The following is a 16,897-nucleotide window of genomic DNA, read 5'->3' as shown; positions in this document are numbered from 1 at the left end:
CGACGCCGCCGAGCAGAAGGCGTGGGTGCGCGCCCTCTTCGCCGGCCTCGTGGGCGACGGCGTGCTGGCCGACCAGCTGCTCATCCTGCACGAGGGCGCGCTCGTCGCGTTCAGCGTCGCCGGCGTGCGCGACGCGGCGGCCTCCGCCCGCTCCGCCGGCGAGGCGATCGTGCCCCGCCGGCTCAGCGCCGCCGCCCCCTGAACATGTTGATCAGCCCGCGCAGGGCCCGCTCGTCCAGGGACCCGAACGGGTTGTCGTGGACGAGGTAGGTCCAGGTCGCCGAGGGCCGCTTCAGCCCCGCGGCGTCGAGGTCGACGCCGTCCTCGGACGCGGTGAGGGCCGCGAAGGCGGCGACGGACCGCCGGCGCGCGTCGGCCAGGAGCCGCTTGCCCGCCGGGACGGCCTCCCGGTTGAACTCGACCAGCGGGTCCAGGCCGCGGCCGAGCGAGCGCAGGTGGATGCCCTCGCGCAGGTCGGCGAGGAACGCCAGGTGCTCGGCCCAGCAGCGGTCCAGCTGGTACAGGACGATCTGCCGCGCGGCGCCGGCCACCTCGTCCGCGCCCGCGATCGCGGTGAGCTCGGCGTGCCGCTCCGGGGCGTCCGCCGCCATGGCCCGGTCGGCGGCGTCGCCGTGCAGGACGGCGTCGCGCTCGGCGAGCACCTCCCGCCGCTGGAGCCCGATCAGGTGGTTGTACCGCCACGTGTTGCGGTGCAGCTCCAGGTCGACGCCCTCCGCGACGCGCTGGGCGTGGCCGACGATCCAGTGCGCGCTCTTGTCGGTGATGAGCCCGTCGTCGCCGGCGGGCGCCCTGGACTCCTCGTCCGGCGCGTAGCGGGTGACGAGGTCGTCCTGGAGGCTGGTGAAGAACACCGAGCCGCCGGGGTCGCCCTGCCGCCCGGCCCGCCCCCTGAGCTGGTCGTCCAGGCGGCTGCTGTGGTAGCGGCCCGTCCCGATGACCAGCAGGCCGCCGGCCCGCGCGACCCGGTCGCGGTCGGCGCCGTCCCGCTCGGCCGGGGCGGTGCCCGGGGCGGACGGCGAGGGGCTGCCGCCCAGCCGGATGTCGGTGCCCCGGCCGGCCATCTGGGTGGAGACGGTGATCGCGCCGTACGCGCCCGCCTCCGCGATGATCGCGGCCTCCTCGGCGTCGTTCTTGGCGTTGAGGACGACCCGGTCGAGCCCGGCGCGGGCCAGCCGGCGGGCGAGCCGCTCGGACTCGGCGACGTCGCCCGTCCCGACCAGCACCGGGCGCCCCCCGGCGTGCGCGGCGGCGATCTCCTCGACGATCGCGACCTCCTTGTCGGCGGCGGTCGCGTAGAGGCGGTCCGGCTCGTCCTCGCGGACGCACGGCCGGTTCGGCGGGACGACCGCGATCGGCAGCGAGTAGAACTCGGTCAGCTGCCCGGCGACGGCCATCGCGGTGCCCGTCATGCCGCACCGGACGGGATAGCGCCCGACCAGCTCCTGCACGGTGATCGAGTCGAGGATCTCCCCGCTCGGGGAGGCGTCCAGGGCCTCCTTCGCCTCGACCGCCGCCTGCAGGCCGTCCGGCCAGCGCTGGAGGAGAGCGACCCGGCCCCGCGACTCGCTGACCAGCTTCACCGCGCCGTCCCGGACGATGTAGTCCACGTCGCGGTGCAGCAGGACCTCCGCGTGCAGCGCCACGTTCACCGCGGTGAGCGCGGCGAGGTTCTCCGGGGCGTAGAGGTCGAGCCCGAGGGCGCGTTCCACCTCGCGCGCCCCGGCCGCCGTGAGCTGGACGTTGCGGGCCTCGTCGTCGGTGGCGTAGTGCAGCCCGGGGCGCAGCCGCCGGACCAGGTCGGCGTACCGGGGATCGGCGGCGTCGAGATCGGCGGCGCCCGCCAGCACGAGCGGGACCATGGCCTCGTCGACCAGCACCGAGTCGGCCTCGTCGATCAGCGCGACGGACGGCTCGGGCAGCACGAGGTCGCTGGCGCCGGTGGCGAGCCGGTCCCGGAGCAGGTCGAACCCGACCTCGCTGACCGGCGCGTACGTCACGTCCGCCCGGTAGGCCTCGCGCCGCTCGGCGGGCGTGGACGACTGGCCGACCCAGGCGACGGTGACGCCGAGCATCGCGTAGAGCGGCCCCATCCACTCGGCGTCGCGCCGCGCCAGGTAGTCGTTGACCGACATCACGTGGACCCGGTTGCCGCGCAGCGCGTACCCGGCCGCCGCCAGGGCGCCCGCCAGGGTCTTGCCCTCGCCGGTGGCCATCTCGGCGACGTGCCCGGACAGCAGTGCGAGCGTCCCGACGAGCTGCACGTCGAAGGGCCGCTCCCCGAGGGCCCGCCGGGCGGCCTCCCTGCCGAGGGCGCACAGCTCGGCGAGGTCCTCCTTCTCGCGGAGGGCGGACGCGGCCGCGGTCAGCTCCGCGTCCGGCAGCTCCCGGACGCGGGACTCGCGCGCCGCGGCCTCGTCCACCAGGGCGCGCAGCGGCGCGAGATCGACGCTTCCGGGCTTCTGGACGAGGCGCCGCAGCCGGTCACGCAGCGCCATGACGGCCACTCGGTTCGTCGCTCACGGTTCCCCCAACGGGCGGGCAGAAGTCGGCGTTCCCATGATCTCAGCGCGGCGGACCGGCGGTTGTCCAGGGCGGTCCTCCGCTGCTGGTCTGACCTCGAATTCATTCCTCGGGCGGATCCCCTCCGGCCCTCTCGTTTGAGAGCATGGCCGCATTACGGGGTTTGCGGTGGCCAAGGGGAAAGCGCCACCGCGGAACGGGGTTTCGGCATGACACCTACGGCACGCAAGGCCGCCGCTCTCCGGCGCAAGCGTCAGATCATCAGCCAGACCGTCATCGACCGCGCGCTGAACGACCCCCGGCGTCATCCGGAGGTCGCCGTCGCGGCGGCGTCCGCCAAGTAGGGGAACAGTCCACCGCGCGGCCGGGAAGCGCCTGCGCCCCGGCTGGGCGCAGGCGCTTCCCGCTTTCGCGGACGCGCCTTCCTACGATGCCCCCGCGGCCGAGAAGACGTCGTCGCGTGCCTGCTCCAGCGCCGCGTGGAGGGCGCCGCGCAGGACGGGGTTGCCCTTCACGCCGGTGACGGCGACGGCGGGGCGGGTCGGGCTGATCCGCCCGACGATCGACTCGATGCGGGTGGCCAGCGGCCGCCCTCCGGCCCGGCCGAGGCTGCCCGACAGCACCATGAGCCCCGGGTCCAGGACGATGTTGACCGAGGTCACGCCGTAGGAGATGCGGTCGGCGAGCTCGTCGAGGAACGGGCCGCCGCGGTCCTCGTCGGCGGCGGCCGCGCGGACGCAGTCCACGGCGGTCGGCTCGGCGATGCCGTGCTCGTGCGCGAGGGCGCGGACCGCGTCCGCGCCCACCAGGGCCCCGTAGCCGCCCGCGAGGGTCGGGATCCCCCAGGTCGTCGACTCGGTGACCCCCTCGTCCTGCGCGGCGCGCCGGGCGGCCCCGACCGGCAGCGGCGCCCCGGGGACGGGCAGGTAGCCGATCTCCCCCGCGCCGCCCCACCGGCCGCGGTGCAGCCGCCCGCCGAGCATCACCGACAGGCCCATGCCGCGGTCGAACCACATGAGCGCGAAGTCGTCGGCGTCGCGCGCGGCCCCGTAGGCCCGTTCGGCGATCGCGGCGAGGTTCACGTCGTTCTCGATGGTCACGGGGCGGCGCAGGTCGGTGCGGAGCGCGGCGAGGACGCCCTCGTGCCAGGCGGGCAGGTCGAAGGAGAACTGGACGTCGCCGGACCGGGGGTCGACGACGCCGGGCGTACCGATGACGAACGCGCTCAGCTTGGACACCGCGACCTTGGCCGAGCGGCACGCCTTGACGACGGCGCTGTGCACCATCTTCACGGGATCGTCGGCGCCGTTGGGGTCCACGGTGACCTGGGCGACGATGTGGCCGGTGATGTCGGCGACGCCGGCCGTCACCCCGTCCGGCCCCACCTCCAGGCCGGCGACGTACGCGCTGGACGGGACGACCGCATAGAGTGCGGCGTTGGGGCCCCGCCCCCCGGCCTGCTCCCCCACCACCGAGACGAGCCCGCGCTCCTCCAGCCGGGAGAGCAGCTGGGACGCGGTCACCTTCGACAACCCGGTGTGCTCGCCGATCTGCGCGCGGGTGAGCGGGCCCTGCTCGACGAGCAGGTCCAGCGCCGCGCGGTCGTTCAGCTCACGCAGCAGCCTCGGCGTTCCCGGGCGTCTTGCCATTGCGACCCCTGATGTCTCAATCCGCTAACGAGCAGTTTTGTTTAGGAAAGTTTCTTGTTAGTTTACGCCCAAGCGCCGACCGGCACGGTACCCCGGGTCGGGGGCGCGCGCAGAGCGCGGACTGGCGAGCAGGGCGCCCGCGAGCGATGCGAACGCGAGAGGGGCATGGCTGGGACCCTAAAGGGTCCGCGCCGTCTCCACTCGCACCGCAGGCCACAAGGCCGCGCGAGGCGATGCCGGAAAGGAACCCCAGTGAAGTACATCAAGGTTGCGGCAGTGACGGCCGCGATCGCCCTGGCCGCCACGGCCTGCGGCGGCGACGGCAAGGACGGCGACGCGGGCGACGGCAAGGACCCGGCGCAGCTCAAGGTCTGGATGATGGGCGACGGAACGCCCGAGCAGACCAAGATCCTCGACGGCGTCGAGGCCGAGTTCAAGAAGAAGCACCCGAACACCGACGTCCAGGTCAAGTACGTGCCGTGGCCGCAGGTCGCCACCACCTTCCAGAAGGCGGCGGCCGGCGGCGAAGGACCCGACGTCACCGAGCTCGGCAACACCGACGTCCAGTCCCACATCGAGCAGGGCAGCCTCGCCGACATCACCGACGAGTTCAAGGGCTGGGCCGACGGCAAGACCCTGAACAAGACCGCGCTCGGCAACGACACCGCGGACGGCAAGACCTACGCGGTGCCGTGGTACGGGGGCGTCCGCGGCGTCTGGTACCGGACGGACTGGTTCCAGGAGCTCGGCATCCAGCCGCCGAAGACGTGGGCGGACCTCTCCGCCGCCGCGAAGAAGGTGCAGGACTCCAAGAAGGTCCCCGGCATCGGCATCCCGAGCGACCAGACCAACGCGCTGCTCAGCTTCGTGTGGGGCAACGGCGGCGAGGTCGCCTCCGACGACGGCAACGGCGGCTTCAAGGGGCAGCTCGACCAGCCGGCGGCGGTCGAGGCGGTCAAGTACTACGCCGGCCTCGTCACCACCGAGAAGGTCGCGCCCGAGAAGTACGTGGGCAAGAACGAGCTCGAGGGCCCGCAGCGCGACTTCGCGCTCGGCAAGCTCGGCATGTACATCGACGGCAGCTGGGCGCTCAAGGAGATGAAGAAGGTCTCCGAGAAGAACGCCGACAAGTGGGCCGTCTTCCCGATCCCGGCCAAGACCGGCGGCAACGCCCCGGTCATGGCGGGCGGCTCCGACCTCGCGGTGTGGAAGGACAGCAAGGCCAAGGGCGCGGCGTTCGACTACATCACGCTCCTGAACGACGCCAAGAACGCCAAGATCTGGGCGGACTACAGCGGCTTCTCCTCCATGCGGTCGGACGTGAAGTTCTCCGACCCCAAGCTGGAGGTCTTCACCGCGATCGCCGGCAACACCAAGTTCCCGCCGATCAGCGCCGGCTGGGGCGAGTTCGAGCAGGCCAAGAAGGTGCTGCCGAACGCCGTCAAGGCGATCATGCAGGGCAAGTCCGCCGAGGAGGAGATGAAGAAGGCGAACGAGCAGGCCAACACGCTGCTGAACCCGTAGTACCCGGCTGATCGGAACGTCCATGCTCGACACCGCTCCCGCGGTGCGGAGAGCGCCCGGCCGGAGAACGTCCGGCCGGGCGCGCCCCCGCCGCAGGCCCCGCTTCGGGCCCTACCTGCTGATCGCGCCCACCGTGGTGGTGATCGCCGTCCTGATGTTCTGGCCCATGGTCCAGATCGGGATCATGTCGTTCCAGAAGGTCGGCAACCGCCAGCTGCGCGGCGAGCCGGCCGAGACGGTGGGGACCGAGAACTTCGACAAGATCTTCAACGACCCCTTCTTCTGGCAGACCCTCCGGCACACCGTGCTGTTCGCCGTCGTCGCGGTGTCCCTGACCCTGGTCGTCGGGACGCTGGTGGGGCTGCTGCTCAACAAGCTCGGCAAGCGGATGTCGAGCTTCGTCGCCGGCGGCGTGATGGTCGCCTGGGCGACGCCGCCGGTCACCGCCGCGATCATCTTCAGCTGGCTGTTCGGCACCACCGGCGGCCTGGTCAACTGGTGCCTGGACCTGCTGCCGGACTTCCTGGTCGGCGGCGGCTGGAGCGACTACAACTGGTTCGCCACGCCGCTGTCCACCTACACCGTCCTCACCGTGTGCGTCGTCTGGCAGGCGTGCCCGTTCGTGGCGGTGTCCGTGCTGGCCGGGCTGAAGAGCGTCCCGGGCGAGCTGTACGAGGCGGCCCGGGTGGACGGCTCCGGCCCATGGCGGACGTTCTGGAGCCTCACCTACCCGATGCTCAAGCCGATCTTCCTCGTGCTGGTCGTCATGTCGATCATCTGGGACTTCAAGGTCTTCACCCAGCTGTTCATCATGGCCGGGATGGCCAACCGCGACGCGTTCAACCTGTCGCTGTACGGCTACTCCGAGGCGTTCGGCTCGCTGAATCCGAAACTCGGCATGGGCTCGGCGATCGCGCTCGTGCTCACGCTCATCCTGCTCGTCGTCACCGCCCTCTACGTGCGGGTCATGGTCCGTCAGGGGGAGACCCGATGAGGCGCCTGCCGCGCAAGCTGCTGCTGAACGGGACGGGCCTGCTGGTCTTCCTGGTCGCGGTGTTCCCCGTCTTCTGGATGGCCTCCACCGCCTTCAAGCCCAACACCGAGATCTTCAGCACGACGCCGAAGCCGCTGCCGTCCCACCCGACGCTGGAGCACTTCGACCTGGTGCTGAACGGCGGCATCGCCGAGGTCTCCTTCTGGGAGTACTTCCGCAACAGCGCGATCCTGGCGCTCGTCACCGTCCTGGCGTCGGGGCTGCTCTCGCTGATGGCCGCGATCGCCGTCGCCCGCTTCCGGTTCCGCTTCCGCACCACCTTCCTGATCATGCTGCTGGTGGTGCAGATGGTCCCGTGCGAGGCGCTGGTCATCCCCCTGTTCCTGGACCTGAAGCAGCTTGACCTGCTGAACAGCCTGGCCGGCCTCGTCATCGTCTACATCGGCTTCGCCGTCCCGTTCGCGATCTGGATGCTGCGCGGCTTCGTCGCCGCGGTGCCCCGCGAACTGGAGGAGGCCGCCGCCATCGACGGCGCCGGCCCGATCCGGACCTTCTTCCGCGTCATGCTCCCGCTCGTCGCGCCCGGCCTGGTGGCGACCAGCATCTTCTCCTTCATCACCGCCTGGAACGAGTTCATCTTCGCGTTCACGTTCCTGGACGACCAGACCAAGTACACCCTGCCGATCATGCTGCAGTTCTTCTTCGGCCGCAGCGGCAACGCCTGGGGGCCCATCATGGCAGCGTCCACGCTGCTCACCATTCCCGTCATCGCCTTCTTCCTGATCGTCCAGCGCCGCATGGTGTCCGGGCTCACCGCCGGGGCGGTGAAGGGGTGACGACCGACGACATCGCGACCACGGCCGAGATCGCCCGGCTCGCACGCGGCACGCTGCTCCCGTCCTTCCCCGGCGCGACCGCCCCCCACTGGGTCCTGGACGAGCTGGAGGCCGGCCTCGGCGGCGTCACGCTCTTCGCGCTCACCGGCAACGTCCCGAGCCCGGAGGCGCTGGCCGCGCTCACCGCGCAGATGCGCAAGGCCGGCGACCCCTTCATCACGATCGACGAGGAGGGCGGCGACGTCACCCGCCTCGGCGGCCACGCGACCGGCAGCCCCTACCCGGGCAACGCCGCGCTCGGCGCCGTCGACGACCCCGAACTGACCCGCCGCATCTACCGCTCGCTCGGCGCCGAGCTGGCCGAGGTCGGCGTCAACTTCAACTTCGCGCCGTCGGTCGACGTCAACACCGCCGACGACAACCCCGTCATCGGCACCCGCTCGTTCGGCTCGGACCCCGCGCTGGTCGCGCGGCACGCCGCCGCCGCCGTCACCGGCACGCAGGAGGCGGGCGTCGCCGCCTGCGCCAAGCACTTCCCCGGCCACGGCGCGACCGTGGACGACTCCCACCTCGGGATCCCGCTCGTCGACGCCGACCTGGACCTGCTGGACCGGCGCGAGCTGGTCCCGTTCCGGGCGGCGATCGCAGCCGGCACCCGTGCGGTGATGACCGGGCACCTCAACCTGCCCGCCATCACCCACGGGGCGCCGGCCACCCTCTCCCAGGAGGCGATCACCGGTCTGCTCCGCGAGCGGCTCGGCTACCAGGGCGTCATCGTCACCGACGCGCTCGACATGCAGGGCGCGAGCGGCGCGATCGGCATCCCGGAGGCGTCCGTGCGGGCCCTCATCGCGGGCGCCGACCTGCTGTGCCTCGGCCCGCGCGAGCACGCCGAGACCGTCGAGGCCACCCTCGCCGCGATCGACGAGGCCGTCCGCGCCGGGCGCCTCCCGCTCGCCAGGCTGGCCGACGCGGCCGAGCGCACCCGCCTGCTCAGGGAATGGCTCGCCGGGCACAGCCCCGCCGTCGTCGACCGGCCCGCCGGCCTGGAGGCCGCCCGCCGCGCCGTCCGCGTGACGGGCGCGCTGCCCGGCTGGACCGCGGCGCCCCTGGTCGTCGAGACCGAGTCGACCGGCAACATCGCGGTCGGCCCGACGCCCTGGGGCCTGCGCCCGTGGGCGCCCGACGCCGTCCAGGCCGACGGCGCGGACGGGACGGCGAAACGTGTCTTGGACCGTGCCAAGGGGCGCGGCCTCGTGATCGTCCTCCGCGACGCCCACCGGCACGCCGGCCAGCGCGCCCTCACCACCGCCCTGCTCACCGCCCGCCCCGACACCGTCGTCGTGGAAATGGGCCTCCCCGTCTGGCGCCCCCGCTCCGCCGTGTACATGGCCACCTACGGCGCCGCCGCCGCCAACGCCCAAGCCGCCGCCGAACTATTGGGGCTGTGCTGACTGCTTTTTACTCCTCCTTCAGGCCTGGCGGCCCTCCATCGTCGCTAAAAGCGGGCGATCGCTGGCATCGCTCCGTCTCGCCTGGCGGCTCGCTGCCCGATCAGATTCTTGCTTCGCTCGAATCTGCCTTCGGACGCGATCGCGGCCCCAGCTTGTCGCGGGGTTGCTGTGCCGACTGAGGTCGGTGCAGCAGGGGTGCCGGCCGGCGGGCAGGGGTCGCCGCCTGGCCGGTCCTCGCTTCCCTTGAACCTGCTTCGGGCGCGATCGAGCTGGTGAGGTCAGCCGCGCGCCTGCCGCAGGACCGAGGTAGCCCTGCGGCCTTCAAGGCCACGGCGCGTCCGCCGGACAAGAGCCCGGTTCCGGCGGACGCGTCGTGTCAGGGGAGGTACGGTGTCTGGCCGTGGTGAAGGACCTGTCTGCGGAGGTGTTCTCGTGAATGACTATGAAGACGCTGGAGCCACGTCAGCGCGTCCGCAGACCAGCCCGGCACCGGCGGGCGTGTCCGCCAAGCCTCCCGTAGTCGCGCCGCCCTTCACCCCTCACTTCACCCAAGCTCATCTTCCGTCGCGCACCACGATCCTGCGGGCCAGGCGGCTGCCTCAACCGTCGGCGTAACCCCGCAACAACCTCAGTGGCCGCGATCGCGTCCGAAGGCAGGTTCGAGCCTGCGAGAACCTGATCGCGCAGCGAGCCGCTGGGCGAGCCGGAGCGATGCCAGCGATCGCCCGCGTTTCTCGACGATGGAGGGCCCTCAGGGCCCGAAGGAGGAGAGAGACGCCAGGAGAACCGAAGTGGTCCTATCGGCAAGGGATAATGCGAATATGCGATTGTCCGCCCGGGTCGACTACGCGCTGCGCGCCTCCGCCGAACTGGCGGTCGCCGGGAGTCATCCGGTGACCGCGGTCCAGCTCGCCGAGGCCCAGCGGATACCGCCCAAATTCCTGGAGAACATCCTCGGCCAGCTGCGCCGGTCCGGGCTCGTGCGGAGCCAGCGGGGGCCCGAAGGCGGCTACTGGCTGGCGCGCCCGGCCGAGCGGATCTCGCTGGCCGACATCATCCGCGCCATCGACGGGCCGCTGCTCGGCGTGCGGGGCGAGCGGCCCGAGCACGTGGGGTACGAGGGGCCCGCGCGCTCCCTCCAGGAGGTGTGGATCGCGCTGCGCGCCAGCGAGCGGTCGATTCTGGAGCAGGTCACGCTCGCGCACATCGCCGCCGGTGAACTGCCGGCGCCCGTCCAGAAGCTGACCGAGGACCCGTCCGCCTGGGAAAGCCCCTCCCTGATCTGACATGCCCGAGGGCGACGTCGTCTGGCTGACCGCCCGCCGCCTGCGCGAGGCGCTGAAGGGGCGGGTGCTGACGCGCTCGGACTTCCGCGTGCCGAGGTACGCGACGGCGGATCTGCGCGGACGGACGGTTCTGGACGCGGTCTCGCGCGGCAAGCATCTCCTCGTGCGGGTGGAGGGCGGTCTGACCGTCCACACCCACCTGAAGATGGAGGGACGCTGGCAGATCCGCAGGGCCGGGCCTCCGCCGCGCGACCACCGGGTGCGGCTCGTGCTGGCGAACGCGGAGTGGCAGGCGGTCGGGTACTCGCTGGGGGTGGTCGAACTGCTGCGCACCGACGAGGAGGACTCGGCGGTCGGGCATCTCGGGCCCGACCTCCTCGATCCGGCGTGGGGGCCGGAGATGGCGGCCGAATCCGCCGCGCGGCTGGCGGAGGAACCGGAGCGGGCGATCGGGGAGGCGCTGCTCGACCAGACGAGGGTCGCCGGGATCGGCAACGTCTACAAGGCCGAGGTTCTGTTCCTGCGGGGCGTGAACCCGTGGACCGCCGTCCGGAACGTTCCCGACCTTTCGGGCCTTGTGCAGCTCTCTCACCGGCTCCTGGAGGCCAACAAGGAGCGCCACGGCCACATCACGACCGGTGAGCTGGGGCGCGGCCGGGAGCACTGGGTGTACGGGCGCGCCGGACGTCCGTGCCGCAGGTGCGGAACCCGTGTCGAGCGGGCGGAGCAGGGTGAGCGGGCGGCCTTCTGGTGCCCGCGCTGCCAGCCGGTCGGCGCCCGCCCTGCCCCCTGAGGGCGGGTCGCCGCCGTTCCGGGTCGCCGGATCCTGCGCCCTTATGGAGATCGTGCGGCGAGGAGGTCTTCCAAGTCAATTCTCGGGTTTCGTTGACTGTCTCCAAGGTCTAGCTTGGGTCCGTGACCTTGGACGATCTTCGTGTCTTCGTGGCGGTCTGCGCGGCGGGGAACCTGAGCGCGGTCGCGCGGGACCTGTCGTGCAGCCAGTCGGCCGTCAGCCAGCACGTCAAGCGGCTCGAACGCGAGACCGGGCTCGTGCTCCTGGAGCGGCGCCCCCGGGGGGTGGTCCCGACCCGCGCGGGGCGCGTCCTCCACGAGGCGGCGAGGGAGGGGATCGCCGGGCTGGACGCGGCGCTGCGCGTCCTCGGCGACCTGCGCCGCGGGGTGGGGGGCACCGTCAGGGTCGCGACCGGGGCCACGACCGTGCGGCACTTCATGGCGGCGGGAGTGGCGGAGTTCCGGGCCCGCCACCCCGAGGCGGCGCTCCAGTTCGAGACCGCCGGGTCGAGCCGCAGGTGCCTGGAGGCGGTGCGCTCGCACACGGCCGATCTCGCGTGGGTGACGATCGGACCGCCGCTGGAGGGCGTCGAGCAGCGGGCATCGTGCGAGCTGCCGTGGGTGCTCGCCGTGCACGCTGACGACCCCCTGGCCGCGCGGGCGTCGGTGGCACTGGGCGAGCTGGCCGCGATCCGCTACATCGAGCTTCCCGCGCACTCGACGTCGCGCGTCCATCTGGAGATGCAGCTGGAACGGCACGGGGTGCGCCTCACGTCCACCACGAGCGTCGCCGACTGGGACACCGCGCTCCTGCTGGCCGAACTGGACCTCGGCCAGGCGATCCTGCCCGCGCTGCCCGGATGGGGCGAGGGGCCGGGAGGCGTCCGGCTGGTTCCGATCCCGGAACTGCCGCCGCTCACCGCCGGCTGGGCGGCGCGCCGCTGGGACGCTCTGAGCCCGCTCGCCGTCGAGTTCGCCGAGACCGTCCTGGCGCACCTCTGATCAGCGGACGGCCACCTGCCCGTTCGCCACGGTCAGCGCCGCCTGCGGGGGGCCTTCGCCGCAGTGGGGGCCGTTGGGGAACGTGGCCTTCGGTGTGACGTCGAGACGGTGGGTGAAGTAGGTCCGCCCCTCCGCGTCCCGGAGCTTGAGCGTGACCTGGACGGGCGCCTTCGGGAGGCCGTCGAGCCGCGCGAAGCCCGACTTGCCCCCGTCAGGGGACGCCGAGGCACCGCAGACGGCGTCGGGACCGTCGCCGTCGCAGCCGGTCGAGACGGCCTTCGAGGTCGGGGTCAGCTCGATCCGGGGCTCCTGGCACGTCCCGCCCCAGCACACCCGAAGGGAGGCGGCGGCGACGCGGGAGCCGTCGGGAACGACCAGGTTCAGGCCGGGCTCGGACCCGATCAACGTGCAGGGACGGCCCGCGCCGCCGCCTTCGGAGCCGCAGGCGGCCAGTGCGAGCAGAGCGGCGGCGGCCGGCAGGGTTCGGGAGAGTGCGCGCATGCCTCATGATCGGCGGAAAGCGGACCGGAACGGGGCGGAACGCGGAAAACCCCGGGTCCTCGCCGAGGGCGGGCCGGGGTCTTCGCCGGAGCGGGTCGCTCAGGTCTGCGCCTGGAACATCCAGTGCTGCTTCTCGAGCTCGGCGGTGATGCCGATGAGCAGGTCCTGCGTCACCTGGTCCGGCTCGTCGGTGGCCTCGATGCGCTCCCGGAACCGCGCGATGATCTGCGCGAGGATGTCGGTGATCGCGGCGACGACCTTGTCGTCGGCGAGGTAGCCGGCCTCCAGCTGCGGGATCGTCGTGCGGTCGGCGACCGTGCGGACACGGCCGTCGGGGTTCGCCCCGATCGCCACGGCGCGCTCGGCCACGTCGTCCTGGCCGCTGCGGGCCAGCGCGACGATCTCGTCGAGGTGCTCGTGGACGACCTTGAAGTTGCGTCCGGTGAGATTCCAGTGCGCCTGCTTGGCGACCAGCGCGAGATCGATCAGGTCGATGAGAGCGCCCTGCAAAGCGTCCCCGGCGGCCTTCAGTGCCGCATCGTTGAGCGGGCTCTTGACCGACGCCATGAACGGGCTCCTTCCGCATCGTTACGGTTATCCGTTACAACACAGGAAGGTCCCCGGAAATGCCGAGTCCATGCCGTGAGGCCGCGCACACCCGCGGCCCCGGGTCGGGGCATGAACTCGCCGGAAACGGTCAGGCGGCGACCATGTCGGCGCGAAGCTCGCCGGTGATCTCCTCCGGGGTCTCCGGAATGCTCTCGGCGGAGATGCGCTCGTGCTCCGGCGCGCCCGCCATGACGGGCTCGTGCTGCAGCTCGGCGAGGGCGAGCTGATCCGCGACTTCCCTCAGCACGTGCGACAGCGGAACGCCCAGGGCTTTGCAGATAGAGGACAGCAACTCCGAAGAGGCCTCTTTCTGACCCCGCTCGACCTCGGAGAGGTAGCCGAGTGACACCCGCGCTGCCGCGGACACCTCACGGAGGGTGCGTCCCTGGCGCAGCCGCAGCTGCCGCAGTACGTCACCGAGCAGCTGGCGAAGCAGGACCATCGTCTCGCTCCCTCCCTCAGTTCGGACCATCTGCCGGTTCCACCGTACCCGCCTTGGCGGTGGCCGTGGCAGACCGTTGATTTCGTGTTCGCTCGCAACGTAACGCTGTAATCAGCCCCGATCTTCCCGATCTGCCCGAGCCTCCCCGCTCCCGTCGGCGACGTCAAGTCCCAGCAATCGGCGTCTCAGCAGCTCAAGCGCGTGCACGACGGTCATCCGCCGGACCACCGCGCGGATCTCCGGCCCCGTCCCCGGCACCGGGAGTTTCGGGCCGACCACCGTGAGCGAGTCTCCAGGTCCGGCCAAGCCGATATAGACCGTTCCGACGGGACGGCCGTCCTGCGGGTCGGGACCGGCGACGCCGGTCACCGCGAGCCCGTAGGTCGCCCCGACCGCGTCCCGGACGCCCGCGGCCATCCCGCCGGCCACGTCCGGGTGGACGGCCCCGTGCTCGGCGAGCAGGTCGCCCGGCACGCCGAGCAGGCTCCGCTTCAGATCGGTGGCGTAGGCGACCATGCCCCCCGCATAGGTGCCGGACGACCCCGGCGTCGCGGTGAGCTCGGCGCCGACGAGGCCGCCGGTCAGCGACTCGGCCGTGGCGACGGTCTCGCCCCGGGCCAGCAGCAGCCGGTGCACGACCAGGCCGAGCGACTCGTCCTCGACCCCGTAGACCGACGGGCCGAGCAGCTCCCGGACGCGCGACTCCACGCCCGCCAGGCGTCCGGCGGCGTCCCGGCCGGCCACGGTGATCCGGATCTTCACCTCGGCGGGGTCGGGCAGGTAGGCGAGCTTCACCCCGTCCATCGCCTCCACCTCGGCGAGGCGGGTCGCGACGACCGACTCCCACAGCCGGGCGGTGCGCAGCGTGCGGCGCGCGACGGAGGGCAGCCCGGCCGTCTCCGCGAGCTCCGGCAGCACGATCTCGTCCATGATCGTGCGCATCTCGAACGGGACGCCCGGCAGCGCGTAGGCGACCCCGCCGGGCAGCTCGACGCGCAGGCCGGGCGCCGATCCGGCGGAGTTGGGAAGCAGCCGCGCGCCCTCGGGGACGTCCGCCATGCGCAGCGCCATCGGCTGCGGCTCGCGGCCGGCCCGCGCGACCCGCTCGCGCAGCCGCCGCTCCAGCGCCGGATCGCGGACCAGGGCGACGCCCGCCGCCTTGGCGAGGGCGTCGCGCGTCACGTCGTCGTAGGTGGGGCCGAGCCCGCCGGTGGTGATGACCGCGTCGGCCCGGTCCAGCGCGGACGCCACCGCCGCCACGATCACGTCGAGCTCGTCGCCGACGACCACGCTGCGGGTGACCTCGACGCCGTGTTCGGCGAGCCGGCGGCCGAGCCACGCCGCGTTCCCGTTGATCGTGTCGCCGAGGAGCAGTTCGTCCCCCACGGTGAGCAGTTCGACCCGCATCGCGTCCCCGTCCGTCCCCGCCGCGCGGGATCCGTCGCCTCGCGCGAGCGTCCCCGAATCTACCGGCGCGCGGCCGCGACGGGCCCGGCGGATCGCCGGTTCACCGGAAAAACCGACCGAATGAGGACGCCACCGGATCCCCGCCTTCACACCGGCCCCACAGGGATAACGCTTTTCCGTCGTCGTGAAAAGAGACGGCCGCGTTTATGTCCGCCGCGCCCGGAGCGGCCCGGACGCTGCGCGCGGCCGAGGCGCCGCCCGGAGCGCGCATCGTCGCCGCACGTCATCGGCCCCGGCGGCCGACAATGGCAGGAAGCGCAGGTCACATTGTGAGTCAAAACTCATTCCGCCGATTCGTGCACGGGCACGCCGGCAGGGATAATCGAATAGCGCGGGGCGCCCTAAAGCGGGGCCGCGGGGCCACGACCGGGGTGGGCGTGGTCCCGCGGCCCACCTAAACCCGCGACAGGCGGCGCAGCACGGCGCCGCAGCGGCGGGCGTAGGACCGCTGGAACACCCGTCCGAACGGGCCCGCCAGCCTGGCGGCCGCCGTCGCCGGCCGGCTGAACGCCGTGACCGTCAGCCACACGTCGCCCTCGTCGTCCAGATGGACGACGAACGACTCCTCCCCCGACTCCGGGTGGCCCGGAAGCGTGCCGTACGCCCATCCGGCGTAGCGCTCCTCCTCGCGCGTCCACACGATCCGGCAGGGCGCCCTCAGGCGCAGCGGTCCCACGCCCAGCCCGATCACGACGCTCACCCCGGGCGCGGCGCGCGGCGCCGACGCCTGCACCCGGACCGGCAGCGCCCGGTGCATCCAGAACTCCATGACCGCGTCCGCGGCGTTCCGGAATGCCTCGGGTCCCCGTCCGACGAGCATCCGCTGCCGCATGTGCCGGTACCCGGCCGGGCGTTCGGCGTCGCGCGTCGCGCCGACCTCGGTGTAGGTGAAGTCCTGCCCGGTCATGCCCTCCGGCCTCCAAACTGACGAATCCGCGTCAAGTATCGCCGCTGCGCCTGGCCACGCGGCGAGCCGGTCCGTACCGTCCGACGCATGCTCGTCATAGTCGCCGGCCTGAACGTCTTTCCGATCAAGAGCGCGGGGGCGGTCCCCGTCGCCGAGGCCGAGCTGACGACGGACGGGCTGCGGCACGACCGGGAGTACATGCTCGTCCGTCCGGACGGCCGGCATCTGTCGCAGCGGGAGGTACCCGAGCTGGCCTTGCTCCGTCCCGACTACGACGGTGTGAAGCTCGTCGTCCACACCCCGCTCGCGGCTTCGCCCCTGGTGTGCGAGGCGGTGGACGGCCCTCCGCTCGACGTCACCGTGCACCGCCGCCCGTGCCAGGGAATGGACCAGGGCGACGAGGCGGCCGAATGGTTCTCCGAGGTCCTGCGGGTCCCCTGCCGTCTCGTCCGCTTCGTCGGGACGCGCCCCACTGCGCTCGGCGGCGGCACCCTGACGTACGCCGACGGCTACCCCGTCTCGGTGCTGTCGGAGGAGTCGCTCGACGACCTGAACCGGCGGATGGACGCCCGGCTCCCGATGGCGCGCTTCCGTCCCAACATCGTCCTGCGCGGACTCGGGCCCTACGGCGAGGACTCCGTCACCCGGCTGCGCGGCGACCATGTGGACATCGAGCTCATCAGGCCGTGCGGCCGGTGCGTCATCATCAACACCGACCAGGACACCGCCCGGCGGTCCCCCGAGCCGCTGCGCGCCCTCGCCCGGTACCGAACGGAGCGCTTCGGCGGCACCCGGGAGATCATGTTCGGCAGGCTCGGCGTCCCTCGCGCGCTCGGCGCCCTCCGTGTGGGCGGCGAGCTCACCGCGTCGTGACGGCTCGTTGCGCGCGGGTG

The 16,897-nt window shown here is 72.5% G+C and carries 17 protein-coding genes; 10 read left to right on the top strand and 7 right to left on the bottom strand.

What is annotated here, in order from left to right:
• Window positions 1-25 precede the first annotated feature (25 nt).
• Window positions 26-202, top strand: coding sequence for a hypothetical protein (locus BKA00_RS01550; RefSeq protein WP_185023217.1), 177 nt, complete (start codon window positions 26-28; stop codon window positions 200-202).
• Here the strand turns inward: BKA00_RS01550 and secA2 are convergent.
• On the bottom strand, window positions 183-2,516 hold the full coding sequence (secA2, locus tag BKA00_RS01545) for an accessory Sec system translocase SecA2 (RefSeq protein WP_185023216.1): 2,334 nt from the start codon (window positions 2,514-2,516) through the stop codon (window positions 183-185). The two genes, BKA00_RS01550 and secA2, sit on opposite strands and share 20 nt — an antisense overlap.
• Before the next feature lie 234 nt (window positions 2,517-2,750).
• Between secA2 and BKA00_RS39640 the strand changes: the two genes are divergently transcribed.
• Window positions 2,751-2,885, top strand: coding sequence for a hypothetical protein (locus BKA00_RS39640; protein WP_258938661.1), 135 nt, complete (start codon window positions 2,751-2,753; stop codon window positions 2,883-2,885).
• Window positions 2,886-2,966: 81 nt separating this feature from the next.
• Here the strand turns inward: BKA00_RS39640 and BKA00_RS01540 are convergent, their stop codons facing one another.
• Window positions 2,967-4,190, bottom strand: coding sequence for an ROK family transcriptional regulator (locus tag BKA00_RS01540; RefSeq protein ID WP_185023215.1), 1,224 nt, complete (start codon window positions 4,188-4,190; stop codon window positions 2,967-2,969).
• A 252-nt stretch (window positions 4,191-4,442) separates the two neighbouring features.
• Here BKA00_RS01540 and BKA00_RS01535 point away from each other — a divergent pair, with 252 nt between their 5' ends.
• From BKA00_RS01535 to BKA00_RS01505, 7 genes are all read left to right on the top strand, one after another.
• Window positions 4,443-5,714, top strand: a complete 1,272-nt coding sequence (locus BKA00_RS01535; RefSeq protein WP_185023214.1) for an extracellular solute-binding protein — start codon at window positions 4,443-4,445, stop codon at window positions 5,712-5,714.
• Between the two features lie 22 nt (window positions 5,715-5,736).
• A complete protein-coding gene (locus BKA00_RS01530; protein ID WP_185023213.1) occupies window positions 5,737-6,708 on the top strand; it encodes a carbohydrate ABC transporter permease in 972 nt (323 codons plus the stop codon).
• The gene (locus BKA00_RS01525) at window positions 6,705-7,544 is read left to right on the top strand and encodes a carbohydrate ABC transporter permease (protein WP_185023212.1); all 840 of its coding nucleotides are present in this window, start codon (window positions 6,705-6,707) and stop codon (window positions 7,542-7,544) included. Before BKA00_RS01530 ends, BKA00_RS01525 begins: the two co-directional genes overlap by 4 nt.
• A complete protein-coding gene (locus tag BKA00_RS01520; protein ID WP_230298523.1) occupies window positions 7,541-8,998 on the top strand; it encodes a glycoside hydrolase family 3 protein in 1,458 nt (485 codons plus the stop codon). The genes BKA00_RS01525 and BKA00_RS01520 overlap by 4 nt, the downstream gene beginning before the upstream one ends.
• 821 nt (window positions 8,999-9,819) lie before the next feature.
• Window positions 9,820-10,284 (top strand): RrF2 family transcriptional regulator, encoded by a 465-nt coding sequence (locus tag BKA00_RS01515; protein ID WP_185023211.1) that lies wholly within the window; start codon window positions 9,820-9,822, stop codon window positions 10,282-10,284.
• Between the two features lies 1 nt (window position 10,285).
• Complete coding sequence (locus tag BKA00_RS01510) at window positions 10,286-11,077, top strand: Fpg/Nei family DNA glycosylase (RefSeq protein WP_185023210.1); 792 nt, start codon at window positions 10,286-10,288, stop codon at window positions 11,075-11,077.
• 122 nt (window positions 11,078-11,199) lie between these two features.
• Window positions 11,200-12,078, top strand: coding sequence for a LysR substrate-binding domain-containing protein (locus tag BKA00_RS01505; protein WP_185023209.1), 879 nt, complete (start codon window positions 11,200-11,202; stop codon window positions 12,076-12,078).
• Here the strand turns inward: BKA00_RS01505 and BKA00_RS01500 are convergent, their stop codons facing one another.
• From BKA00_RS01500 to BKA00_RS01480, 5 genes are all read right to left on the bottom strand, one after another.
• On the bottom strand, window positions 12,079-12,579 hold the full coding sequence (locus BKA00_RS01500; RefSeq protein WP_185023208.1) for a hypothetical protein: 501 nt from the start codon (window positions 12,577-12,579) through the stop codon (window positions 12,079-12,081).
• A 99-nt stretch (window positions 12,580-12,678) separates the two neighbouring features.
• The gene (locus BKA00_RS01495; protein ID WP_185023207.1) at window positions 12,679-13,146 is read right to left on the bottom strand and encodes a Dps family protein; all 468 of its coding nucleotides are present in this window, start codon (window positions 13,144-13,146) and stop codon (window positions 12,679-12,681) included.
• A gap of 130 nt (window positions 13,147-13,276) precedes the next feature.
• Complete coding sequence (locus tag BKA00_RS01490; RefSeq protein ID WP_089313015.1) at window positions 13,277-13,630, bottom strand: helix-turn-helix domain-containing protein; 354 nt, start codon at window positions 13,628-13,630, stop codon at window positions 13,277-13,279.
• A gap of 111 nt (window positions 13,631-13,741) precedes the next feature.
• Window positions 13,742-15,037 carry a CinA family nicotinamide mononucleotide deamidase-related protein gene (locus tag BKA00_RS01485; protein ID WP_185023206.1) on the bottom strand — a complete coding sequence of 432 codons (1,296 nt, stop codon included), beginning with the start codon at window positions 15,035-15,037 and terminating at the stop codon, window positions 13,742-13,744.
• Between the two features lie 454 nt (window positions 15,038-15,491).
• On the bottom strand, window positions 15,492-16,004 hold the full coding sequence (locus tag BKA00_RS01480) for a DUF1990 family protein (protein WP_185023205.1): 513 nt from the start codon (window positions 16,002-16,004) through the stop codon (window positions 15,492-15,494).
• A gap of 87 nt (window positions 16,005-16,091) precedes the next feature.
• On the opposite strand from BKA00_RS01480, the gene BKA00_RS01475 reads away from it, so the two are divergent.
• Window positions 16,092-16,877, top strand: a complete 786-nt coding sequence (locus BKA00_RS01475; RefSeq protein WP_185023204.1) for an MOSC domain-containing protein — start codon at window positions 16,092-16,094, stop codon at window positions 16,875-16,877.
• Window positions 16,878-16,897: the final 20 nt, after the last annotated feature.

Origin of the sequence: Actinomadura coerulea, assembly GCF_014208105.1 — a bacterium.
GTDB lineage: Bacteria > Actinomycetota > Actinomycetes > Streptosporangiales > Streptosporangiaceae > Spirillospora > Spirillospora coerulea.
This window is presented reverse-complemented; position numbering and strand designations above follow the sequence as displayed.

Bases quoted from the DNA above. Each gene is read 5' to 3' on its own strand.
- secA2 (WP_185023216.1), bottom strand. From the start codon at position 2,516: ATGGCGCTGCGTGACCGGCTGCGGCGCCTCGTCCAGAAGCCCGGAAGC.
- BKA00_RS39640 (WP_258938661.1), top strand. From the start codon at position 2,751: ATGACACCTACGGCACGCAAGGCCGCCGCTCTCCGGCGCAAGCGTCAG.
- BKA00_RS01540 (WP_185023215.1), bottom strand. From the start codon at position 4,190: ATGGCAAGACGCCCGGGAACGCCGAGGCTGCTGCGTGAGCTGAACGAC.
- BKA00_RS01530 (WP_185023213.1), top strand. From the start codon at position 5,737: ATGCTCGACACCGCTCCCGCGGTGCGGAGAGCGCCCGGCCGGAGAACG.
- BKA00_RS01525 (WP_185023212.1), top strand. From the start codon at position 6,705: ATGAGGCGCCTGCCGCGCAAGCTGCTGCTGAACGGGACGGGCCTGCTG.
- BKA00_RS01515 (WP_185023211.1), top strand. From the start codon at position 9,820: ATGCGATTGTCCGCCCGGGTCGACTACGCGCTGCGCGCCTCCGCCGAA.
- BKA00_RS01510 (WP_185023210.1), top strand. From the start codon at position 10,286: ATGCCCGAGGGCGACGTCGTCTGGCTGACCGCCCGCCGCCTGCGCGAG.
- BKA00_RS01500 (WP_185023208.1), bottom strand. From the start codon at position 12,579: ATGCGCGCACTCTCCCGAACCCTGCCGGCCGCCGCCGCTCTGCTCGCA.
- BKA00_RS01495 (WP_185023207.1), bottom strand. From the start codon at position 13,146: ATGGCGTCGGTCAAGAGCCCGCTCAACGATGCGGCACTGAAGGCCGCC.
- BKA00_RS01490 (WP_089313015.1), bottom strand. From the start codon at position 13,630: ATGGTCCTGCTTCGCCAGCTGCTCGGTGACGTACTGCGGCAGCTGCGG.
- BKA00_RS01485 (WP_185023206.1), bottom strand. From the start codon at position 15,037: ATGCGGGTCGAACTGCTCACCGTGGGGGACGAACTGCTCCTCGGCGAC.
- BKA00_RS01480 (WP_185023205.1), bottom strand. From the start codon at position 16,004: ATGACCGGGCAGGACTTCACCTACACCGAGGTCGGCGCGACGCGCGAC.
- BKA00_RS01475 (WP_185023204.1), top strand. From the start codon at position 16,092: ATGCTCGTCATAGTCGCCGGCCTGAACGTCTTTCCGATCAAGAGCGCG.